Source organism: Bartonella queenslandensis AUST/NH15 (genome assembly GCF_000312585.1).
In the GTDB taxonomy this organism is placed as follows: domain Bacteria; phylum Pseudomonadota; class Alphaproteobacteria; order Rhizobiales; family Rhizobiaceae; genus Bartonella; species Bartonella queenslandensis_A.
On the sequence record NZ_HE998013.1, the window covers coordinates 69,461 to 79,842 of the forward strand.

The 10,382-nt window shown below is 36.8% G+C and carries 7 protein-coding genes and 1 pseudogene; 5 read left to right on the forward strand and 3 right to left on the reverse strand.

Features of this window, described 5'->3' with window-relative positions; translation table 11 throughout:
- The first annotated feature begins 72 nt into the window (after positions 1 to 72).
- The 4 genes from BN338_RS08395 (at position 73) to BN338_RS08410 (ending at position 4,587) form a co-directional block, all read left to right on the forward strand.
- Positions 73 to 1,062 (forward strand): asparaginase, encoded by a 990-nt coding sequence (locus BN338_RS08395; protein ID WP_039760965.1) that lies wholly within the window; start codon positions 73 to 75, stop codon positions 1,060 to 1,062.
- Between the two features lie 175 nt (positions 1,063 to 1,237).
- Positions 1,238 to 2,182, forward strand: coding sequence for a type I pantothenate kinase (coaA, locus tag BN338_RS08400; protein ID WP_244427645.1), 945 nt, complete (start codon positions 1,238 to 1,240; stop codon positions 2,180 to 2,182).
- A 14-nt stretch (positions 2,183 to 2,196) separates the two neighbouring features.
- Entirely contained in the window at positions 2,197 to 3,570 is a 1,374-nt protein-coding gene (locus BN338_RS08405) for a leucyl aminopeptidase family protein (protein ID WP_039760968.1), read from the forward strand.
- A 150-nt stretch (positions 3,571 to 3,720) separates the two neighbouring features.
- Positions 3,721 to 4,587 (forward strand): C40 family peptidase, encoded by an 867-nt coding sequence (locus BN338_RS08410; protein WP_039760970.1) that lies wholly within the window; start codon positions 3,721 to 3,723, stop codon positions 4,585 to 4,587.
- 1,679 nt (positions 4,588 to 6,266) lie between these two features.
- On the opposite strand, the pseudogene mutT reads toward BN338_RS08410, so the two are convergent.
- The 3 genes and pseudogenes from mutT to BN338_RS08430 all read right to left on the reverse strand — a co-directional run bounded on the left by mutT (position 6,267) and on the right by BN338_RS08430 (position 9,118).
- Positions 6,267 to 6,681: pseudogene (gene mutT, locus BN338_RS08420) on the reverse strand (8-oxo-dGTP diphosphatase MutT).
- A 124-nt stretch (positions 6,682 to 6,805) separates the two neighbouring features.
- On the reverse strand, positions 6,806 to 8,038 hold the full coding sequence (gene argJ, locus BN338_RS08425; protein ID WP_039760975.1) for a bifunctional glutamate N-acetyltransferase/amino-acid acetyltransferase ArgJ: 1,233 nt from the start codon (positions 8,036 to 8,038) through the stop codon (positions 6,806 to 6,808).
- 126 nt (positions 8,039 to 8,164) lie between these two features.
- Positions 8,165 to 9,118, reverse strand: a complete 954-nt coding sequence (locus tag BN338_RS08430; RefSeq protein WP_039760977.1) for a peptidylprolyl isomerase — start codon at positions 9,116 to 9,118, stop codon at positions 8,165 to 8,167.
- A gap of 423 nt (positions 9,119 to 9,541) precedes the next feature.
- Here BN338_RS08430 and BN338_RS08440 point away from each other — a divergent pair.
- The coding region (locus tag BN338_RS08440) for a DEAD/DEAH box helicase (RefSeq protein ID WP_039760981.1) at positions 9,542 to 10,382 on the forward strand (841 nt) is incomplete at its 3' end.

The following is a 10,382-nucleotide window of genomic DNA, read 5'->3' on the forward strand; positions in this document are numbered from 1 at the left end:
TTCATTGTTGTCAATGTAAATTACTGCTAAATAGCTTTATGTAAACAGTTTGTGCCTTTATAGAGGAAAATTATGAAAAAAATAGCTATAGGAACCTTAGGTGGAACAATTGCAATGACTGCTGATCGTTTTGGCCATATGCAACCAACTTTAACCTCAGACAACCTCATAAAAAGTGTTCCTGATTTAAATAAGGTTGCTGATATTCATGCACAAACATTAATGCAAATACCAAGTGGATCTCTATCTTTTAAAATCCTTTTTGAAATAGTCGAGTGGGCAAAACAACAAATAAACGCCGGTGCCGAAGGGATTGTTTTAACGCAAGGGACTGATACTCTGGAAGAAACAGCTTTTTTTCTTTCTCTCTATTGGAAGGAATCTGAACCACTCATCATAACTGGTGCTATGCGTACCCCTCACGAAGCAGGCGCTGACGGGCCCGCTAATATTTTAGCAGCAACGCGTGTTGCAGCAGCCCCACAAAGCCGTAATAGGGGTGTCCTCGTTGTCATTAATGATACAATTCATTCACCGTATTGGCTCTATAAAAGCCATACCGTTAAAGTTGAAACATTTCAATCAGGTCTCACAGGTATTTTAGGAACCATTCTAGAAGGAAAACTCATTTATTTCAATGATCGAAAATTTTTCCCGACAACATTTGATCTTCCCCAAAATTACGATCATCAAATTGCACTCCTCTATTCCTCTTTATCGTCTGATGCACAATTAATGAAACTCTGCCTTGAAAGTGGATATTATGCTGGACTTGTTATCGCTGGTTTTGGTGCAGGACACTGTAGTTTTCAAGAAGCAGATCTTGTACAACAATATGCACAAAAAATACCAATCATTATTGCTAGTCGTTGTTGTAATGGCTCAACAACACGTATAACATATGGCTATAAAGGCTCAGAAACCGATATGATTGCTTCAGGTGTTCTCATGTCTGGTTATTTATCAGCCGTAAAGGCGCGTTTACTTTTATGGGCTTTTTTGGCACAAGGGTACTCATTGGAACAAGTTCGTGCGCACTGGAATGACTGGACGATAAGTTAGTAAAAATGGTCTATTATCTTAAAAATAGAGAGCATGCAAAACAAAATTTATTTGAACATAAAGCAGTTTACCTGCCTGTTCTTAACCAATTACTATGGCAAAAAAATCTCGACAATTACAAATGATTGATACGACTATACAAAAAATTAATCAGGAAGATAATTTGGTCAAATCTATTTGTGACCGATATTCACCCTATCGCGTTTTTACTGCACAACAGTGGTCTCAATTCCGTGCAGACACACCGCTCACTTTGACTTTTGATGAAATTAAACGTTTACGCTCTATTGATGATCCTATCGATCTCGAGGAAGTTCAACGTATTTATCTTTCTTTATCGCGTTTGTTATCATGTCATGTTGAAGCAGTACAAGAACTTTTTCACAAACGTCAGCAGTTTCTCCATCAAGAAGAGACCAAAAAAACGCCTTTTATTATTGGAATTGCTGGTTCTGTAGCAGTAGGAAAATCAACCACCGCTCGCATCCTTCAAGAACTGCTGAAACGTTGGACTTCTAGTCTTAAAGTTGATCTAATCACAACAGATGGTTTTCTCTATCCTAACGCAATCTTACAGCAAAAAAATCGTATGAATCGTAAAGGATTTCCTGATTCCTATGACATAAAAAAATTGCTTTGCTTTCTTTCGGCTATAAAAGCAGGTGTGGGGAATGTCCCTGCTCCGCTTTATTCGCATATGACCTATGATGTTCTAGAAAACCAGACAATTACTATTGACCGTCCTGATATTTTAATTGTTGAAGGTATTAATGTATTACAGGTTAGTGATCTTCCTAAAGATGGAAAAGTCATTCCTTTTGTGTCAGATTTTTTTGATTTTTCAATCTATGTCGATGCCGAAACAGAAGTCATTCGTCACTGGTATTTAGAGCGTTTTAAACGTTTACGTAAAACAGCTTTTCAAAATCCTGAATCCTATTTTCATCGTTATGCCCTTCTCAATGAAAAAGAAGCCTCAAAAATCGCTGAAGATATTTGGCAAACAATTAATTTAAAAAATTTACAGGAAAATATATTGCCAACACGACCACGGTCCAATCTCGTTCTACGAAAGGGAGAAAATCATTTGGTCGAGTATGTCGCACTTAGACGACTATAAGGATCTCATAAATTATGCACCAGCATCCTATTCATTTTAGCTCAACAGGTATCGATAAAAGTTGCCCTATCATCTTGGTAAACCAAAGAAACCTTGACAATTTATCCCTTGATGCCCCAACAGCAGCATGGATAAAAGTTAATGATTTTATTGGAAAAGCAGGACAAATACTCTTTGTTCCTCATGAAACCGGACATTTAAAAAAAGTTTTATTTGGAATTGGTAATGGTAACGATCCCTTTATCACTGGACTGCTTGCTCAAAAACTTCCTGCTGGTCAATGGCATTTAGAAGGTGAAACCTCTGATGAAATAAATACCTATCTTGGATTGGCACTGGGAAGCTATCAATTTAATCGCTATCGTCAAAATTCTTCTTTCAAATCATTATCCATCCATGTCAATGAAGCCGTTGACCTTAATGAGCTCCAACGCATTTATGAAGCTATCTTCTTCGTCCGTGATCTCATCAATATTCCAGCCAATGATATGACCCCTGATACTCTTGAAAAAGAAACACGACAATTAGGAAAAACATACGGTGCTCACGTCCAAAGTATTTGTGGAGATGATCTCTTAACCCATAATTTTCCGATGATTCATGCCGTAGGACAAGCAGGCAGCACTGCCCCACGACTGATTGAGTTACACTGGGGGCAAGAACATCATCCTAAAATAACGTTGGTAGGCAAAGGTGTGACTTTTGATACGGGGGGACTGGATATTAAATCAGCCAATAACATGTTGCTTATGAAAAAAGACATGGGGGGTGGAGCAAATGTTTTGGGATTGGCTAAACTTATTATGGATGCAAAATTGCCTTTCCGTCTACGGGTTTTGATTCCAGCTGTAGAAAATGCAATTTCTGCGAATGCTTACCGGCCAGGTGATGTTCTTAAAAGTCGTAAAGGCTTAAGTGTTGAAGTAGGCAATACAGATGCTGAAGGGCGCCTTGTCCTTGCCGATGCACTCGCCTATGGTGATGAAGAAAGCCCTCAATTCATGCTTTGTATGGCTACTTTAACGGGAGCAGCACGTATAGCATTAGGACCAGATCTTCCCGCATTTTATTGTAATGATTCAATATGGGCACAACAAATTTCTGAATCGGCTCACGCTGTTTTCGATCCTCTTTGGCAAATGCCCCTTTGGAAACCTTACCAAGAGATGTTATCATCGCCAATTGCTGACCTTAACAATGTAACTGGAAATAGCTTTGCTGGCTCTATAACGGCTGCTTTATTTCTTAATTCTTTTGTTGAAAAAGCTAAACATTTTGCGCATTTCGACCTTTATGGATGGGTTCCAAAAGAAAAACCAGGATACCCTTTTGGGGGATCAGCACAAACTATTCGTGCCCTTTATAATATTTTAAAAAATGAAGTTTGACACAAAATATCCACAAAGATGGACAATTTTGCAGCTTCAGAAGAATTATCTTATCACCTTAAATTATGCTCTGTGCTTTATTAAAGATGAGGAGTTCTGCTTGTGCAATCGTTATAAAATCTATTTAAAGATAAAATGAAAGGTAAATAAATGATCTCTAAAGATCCAAGATTACATGCATTTAGAGAAGATTTAGCAGACAAACGTCTTGAAACAGAAATTACAGCGCAACGCTTTTTGCAAGGTGAAAAAAGACGTGTTAATGTACCTGTTGCTGGACTGTTTAAAGAAAACAATAAAAAAAGCGAAATGCAGACAGAGTGCTTATTTGGGGAAGAGCTTCTTATCTTTGAACACGGAGAAACGATGTCATGGGGACAATCCCTCAAAGATAATTATGTTGGCTATATTGATACAACAGCGCTTTGTGCATCAACTGTCGAACAAACACATGTTGTTTCAGTCCCACGAACTTTTCAATATTTCCAAGCTGATTTGCGTGGACCAATGGAGTATCCTTTATCTATGGGAAGTAAGGTAAGTGTCGTTGATGAAGTTGAAGTCCGTGAAACTATGTATTCTATACTTGAAAACGGGAAAGCAATCATTAGCAATCATCTTAGTCCCATTAAACATGTGTATAAAGATTATGTTAGCGTTGCTGAAATGTTTATCCGCACGCCTTACCTTTGGGGTGGCGCTAGTGGCTTTGGACTTGATTGCTCAGGAATCATCCAGCTTTCTATGATAATGACCGGTCAAATGGTTTTACGTGATACTGACATGCAGCAGAAAACTATAGGAAGACCACTCTCAGACAGTGATAAACTTCAAAGAGGCGATTTGATTTTTTGGCAAGGTCATGCTGCCATTATGGTTGATCATGAAAATATTATTCACGCAAATGGCTTCTCTATGGACGTTATGATCGAACCTCTAGAGGAAGTAATTACACGTATTGCTCAAACATATCAACGATATCCCATCGCAAAACGTCGTCCAATTCAAGAAGCTTAATAGAGCTCCCCTGTAAAAAAATTCATTGAATGTTTTTTATTTAGTAAATTGGTTTATAAGGATAATTATTTTATCATTTACTTGGAGTAAAAACTTTAAATAGCGTGAAATTTTCTCATTTCAAATTTGTTTTATGTTGAATTAATCAAAGCCACCCGTCGCGCATCACAAGAAAGCGGGGGGGGGAGGTAAGGCAATTAAGAAAAGAATACCCATTATGAATACTCTCGAATGCCGAAAGTTGCTGTAAAATTGGAGTTAACAAAGTATATGATGGTTTCAGCTTTCTCTTTTATTAAGCGTAAAGAGGGTAGTGCTCAATGGATTTTATATTATTTCCGTGAGGAATTTAGCTTTATACCCTTCACAAGTACCAACGCGAAAGGAGCTTGAGTGTGTTCGAGAAATGTATCTCTTAAACACACCTGTATTGGCAATACAATGGCTTTCTATATTACGTAAAGAGCCAGAGTCCCCTTTGATCAAAAGGAATATCTTTTGATATTTTCTTAAAGCTCATGTTCAATATTCATTTAGAATCCTTTATTAACACTCGCCTATTTTTAAATAGAGTGAAAATTCACCAACAAACTCACTGAATAATTTTCATTAAAATATCAGATAGTAACCATAAGCCGAATTCATAATTTGAATCAGAGTGCTCAATATATCATATTTCACTCTTTCAAACAGCTTTATTACAAACCGATAGAAAATAAGCATATTATTTTGAATCCAATACTGAAGGTAGAAATTATTTACGCAGCTTTATCACTTCTTTTCCATTCAGCCTCACAGTTTTCAAAAATACACAGAAAAAACATCTTTAAAAACATGAAAATTGCATAATTTTTTATATTTTTACCTCTTCCATTCTAAATGAAAGCTAAGAGCATTATAAAGACACTCTCATGTTATTTGTATTTTTCATTCATATATTTACTTAGAAAGTTTTTTCTCTGCTCTCATACGATAAAATGTACATTACCCCCCCTAATCAGTCTTCTTTTCATGTTTTTTTATATTTAGTTGTTCATTAGTCGTATGTTTTATTCGTTTTGAAATTATTTTTTAAATTACATACAATTATTTATATGTTATTGGTATTTTTTGAGTAAAAAATCATAGAGCATCAAGAGAAAAAAGATAATTTATAATTATAAAACAATATATTATTATAATAAATGTATTACGTTGACGCTTAAGTTATTAGTCATGTAAAATAATCTCTCATAACGCGCTCAAAGTATTTTCTTCTCAAAGAATCTTTTGATTTTTTTTATTATTGATATCTCATGAAATAAATGCCCCTGATATCTCTCAGCGCTTCCAAGCCCCAACGCACAACAACACGTGTAAAAAGCATAAATCTATTATCTACCATCGTTTTATGCTTATGAATTATACAAAATCACCATTCAATTTTTCCAATTCTCAATGTTTCGATAACCCCTTGGCTGTTGGAGTATGTTCTTTCAGCCTGAGTTTCATGTCTTTCTTCAACCATTTTTATCCACGTGGTTCTCTCCGCCTGAAACGTGTAAAAGACATGATTTTGATTGATTGAGGATAAATAGATTTTCACCGAGAAAGCTTTACGAGACTGAGCTTTCCCATTTCGACGTAAAAAATTATAAATCAATATTATATTTAAACAATATTTTCTTCTTATAACTATATTAAAGAAGATGATTTTTTAACACCTGAACCAATGGTTTATCAGCATCAGGCATAGGATATTTATCGAGATCATTAATAAAAACCCATGCTAAATTTTGTCCCTCTCGTCCTTGCGCCACGCCCTCATAATGGTCACAAAGATACAATGGCATTAAAAGGTGAAATGTTGTATAGCTATGGCTCGCAAACGTTAAAGGGTGTAAATTATTTATCTGAACATACACACCAAGTTCTTCTTCTAGTTCACGAATCAATGAGATTTCTGGAGTTTCACCTGGCTCAACCTTTCCACCAGGAAACTCCCATAAACCCAGCCAATGATTTTCCTTCAGAACGCTCAGTAAGCAAAACACGATTATTTTGATCTAACAATGCGCAGGCAACAACAAGAAGAAGGGGACTTTTTATACACATATCGCTCTCCAATGAGGATGAGGATATAACTGTTTCTGTATCATATTCCCTTACCTCAAAAAAATTCACATATCTCGTTCTCTTTAAAAAAATAATAGGCCGTTAAATATAGAGAGTGCATCTGTTAACTTCTGTAATCGCTATTGATCATAACGTACTCTTTTGTTAAATCGCAAGACCAAACTGTCGCTGTACCATGACCCAAACCGATATCAACACGAATTGTGATGTGTTTACCTTGCATATAGGATCCTACTATCTCTTCACAATAGGCAGGATCTCGCTCGCCATTTACTGCCACACGATGTTCACCAAACCAAATCGTCAACAGATCACGATCGACTTCAACACCGGCCTTCCCAACCGCCATGACGACTCGCCCCCAATTTGCATCTTCACCGGCAATAGCTGTTTTTACAAGCGGTGAATTTGCAATTGATAAAGCAATCGTTTTCGCTGCATTATTTGTTGTAGCACCACTCACATTAACCTCAATTAAATGGCGTGCCCCTTCACCGTCACAAACCACTTGGAGTGCAAGTTCATGCAGAAGTGCACTCAATTGTTTCACAAAAACGCCATAACGTGGATCGGATTGACTTGTAAGGCATGGAAAATGTTCTTTTCCTGTCGCAAACAACATAAGCGTATCTGAAGTTGAGGTATCGCTATCAACAGTAATCGAATTGAAAGAACCCTCAACGGCCTCTGATAACATGGATTGAAGCATATCCGAAGAAATAGTCGCATCACTGACCACAAACGAGAGCATTGTCGCCATATCGGGTGCAATCATACCAGCACCTTTTGCAATTCCATGAATGGTTACATTCTCCCCCCCACAATCAAAAGTACGCGTAGCAAGTTTTGGAAATGTATCCGTTGTCATTATGGCTTTTGCTGCTTCCAACCAATTTCCCTCTCCTGCTGTCTCTGCCATACTTGGTAAAAGATTTACAATACCCGTTGCATCCATTGGCTCACCAATAACACCCGTAGAAGCTATAAAAATTTCATTTTCTCTAACTTTTAAAGTGTTCGCTGCTGCAAAGATGATTTCATTGGTTGTGTTCTTTCCTTTGCTTCCCGTAAAAGCATTTGCATTTCCAGAATTCACAATAACCCCTCTCGCAACCCCATGGGGAAGTGATGCACGACAATGCTCTACAGGGGCAGATGGACATTTTGAACGTGTAAAAACACCCGCCACACTCACTGGTTTATCGAATACAATAAAAAGGAGATCTGTACGATCTTTATATTTAATGCCAGCTTTAGCTGTTGCTATCCGTACACCAGATAATGGGGCAAACTCTTGGATATTTTGAGGCGTCAAAGAAGATATTTTAAAAACCACAATATGCTTTCTATAAAAACAAATAAAATGATTGCAGATTAATAACCTCTCATAGAAAACTGCTAGTTTTTTTAAAAAAAACTAGCAAACGATCTATTAAAGAGGCTATCTCCTTATTTTTTCTTGCTATTCCGTATCTTCTTCATCGGATGTCTCATCGGGAAGCAGCGTCCCATTTTGATTAAGCGATTCCATGACTTTTGTAACACTAGGATCAGGATATTTCACATCTATCTTGCTCCGTAAATCAACAATTAGTTGTTGATAGCGTTTTTTTATCAACTGTGTACGCAGCATCTCTTTAACCTCATCAAATGTAGGAGGTTGTTTTACACGACGATCTTCTAATTTAATAATATGCCAACCAAAAGGACTTTCAACAGGTTGTTTCGTGTATTCACCAACTTTCAAACCAAATGCTGCATCTTCAAAAGGCTTGACCATTTGTCCATGGCTAAAATAACCAAGATCCCCCCCAACAGCAGCAGAACCATCTGTTGAACTTTTCTTGGCAATCTCTTCAAAATTTTCGCCTTTATTTAAATGCTTAATGATAGCTTCTGCTTCTTTTCTCGTTTTGACCAAAATATGACGGGCTTTAACTTCATCCTCTTTAGGTAAAGCAGCAATTTCCTTTTTGTAAAGATCTTCCAAATCAGTATCCGAAATTTTATCAACAATCGCCTGTTTAAAATAAAGCTGTTGAAGCACATTGTCACGCATAACTGCCATACGTTTATCGTAAGCTTCTGTCTTATCAATACCTTTGCTTCTTGCTTCTTTTGCAAGTGCCTGCATATCCAAATAAGCTTTTAAGACCATAATGCGACGTTGTTCATCAGAAAAACGTGCTAAATTAGGATTTATTTCAAGCGCTAAATCATCCAATTGGCCTGCTGTAATATTCTTCCCATCAATAACGGCCATAACATGTGAAGGAGAAACAGCTTTTTCAGAAGCTTTCTCTAAAGTCTTTAAATCATTCGACGATGAATTCAAACCTTCTTGGGCCGTCACCCCTAAACTTGTACTCGCCAATAAAGTTGATGCTAAAAACAGCGTGATAAAGTTAAATTTCATAAATATACTCCTTAAAAACAAAGGCAGGTTCAAGATTCCAATTCTTTTTACCATAACATTTTAATCTTTAAACATAGAGAAATAAATGAGTAATTTTATTTTAAAAAGTATAAATTTTTCCTTTTATCTCAGTTTCTCCAACCCTATCTAATGAAAATGAAAAACATTATAATAGAAAAAAATGACATATTGTATCTTAAATTATTTTGTATTGTATCAGCTAAACAGCATACCTAAAATTGACATCGTGCATTTAGCCTCTTATCTCTACTTTATAATTAAAGTGAAAAATTGCACACTAGCAAGTATAATGGTACCATCTGCATTCCATGATATCAGAAAACTTAAAGAAAATATTAGAGTATGGGGTGAGCATATGAATGACCCAGCAAGAGTAGTAACAATTAAAAGAAAGGGCCGGAGATGGTCAGTTTAGGTGTTTTTGCACGTAAGTTTTTTGGTTCAGCTTATGAGCGACGTCTCAAGGTCCTCCGCCAAAAAGTAGCACAAATTAATGCTTTGGAAGAACAATTCGTAAAATTAAGTGATGAACAGCTTTGCCAAAAAACAGATGCTTTTCGTAAACGTCTTAGTGAAGGTGAAAGTGTTGATTTACTCTTACCGGAAGCATTTGCAACGGTTCGTGAAGCTGCAAAACGTGTTTATGACATGCGTCCTTTTGACGTACAACTTATTGGTGGAATGGTTCTTCATGACTGTGGCATTGCTGAAATGCGCACCGGTGAAGGTAAAACATTAATGGCAACCCTACCAATTTATCTCAACGCATTGGAAGGTAAAGGCGTTCATGTTGTGACAGTAAACGATTATCTCGCCAGTCGTGACGCTGAAACAATGGGAAAAATTTTTAGTTTTCTAGGGCTTACAACGGGTGTGATTCTTCATGATCTTGATAGCGATGCCCGCCGAAATGCCTATGCATGTGACATCACCTATGCGACAAATAATGAACTAGGTTTTGATTACTTGCGCGATAATATGGCTTTTGATCGTAGTCAAATGGTTCAACGAGGACATCATTATGCAATTGTCGATGAAGTGGATTCTATTCTTATTGATGAAGCACGTACGCCCCTTATTATTTCTGGTCCTCTAGAAGATCGTACTGACTTTTATAACCTTATTGACACATTTATTCCTGCCTTAATTCCAGAAGACTATGAAATAGATGAAAAACAAAAAACAACGACCTTTACCGAAGTTGGTACTGAAAAAATTGAAAAAATGCTCGAACAGGCTGGAT

Coding starts and splice junctions, on each gene's coding strand:
- BN338_RS08430 (WP_039760977.1), bottom strand. CDS start 9,118: ATGAAATTTAACTTTATCACGCTGTTTTTAGCATCAACTTTATTGGCG.
- BN338_RS08395 (WP_039760965.1), top strand. CDS start 73: ATGAAAAAAATAGCTATAGGAACCTTAGGTGGAACAATTGCAATGACT.
- BN338_RS08410 (WP_039760970.1), top strand. CDS start 3,721: ATGATCTCTAAAGATCCAAGATTACATGCATTTAGAGAAGATTTAGCA.
- BN338_RS08405 (WP_039760968.1), top strand. CDS start 2,197: ATGCACCAGCATCCTATTCATTTTAGCTCAACAGGTATCGATAAAAGT.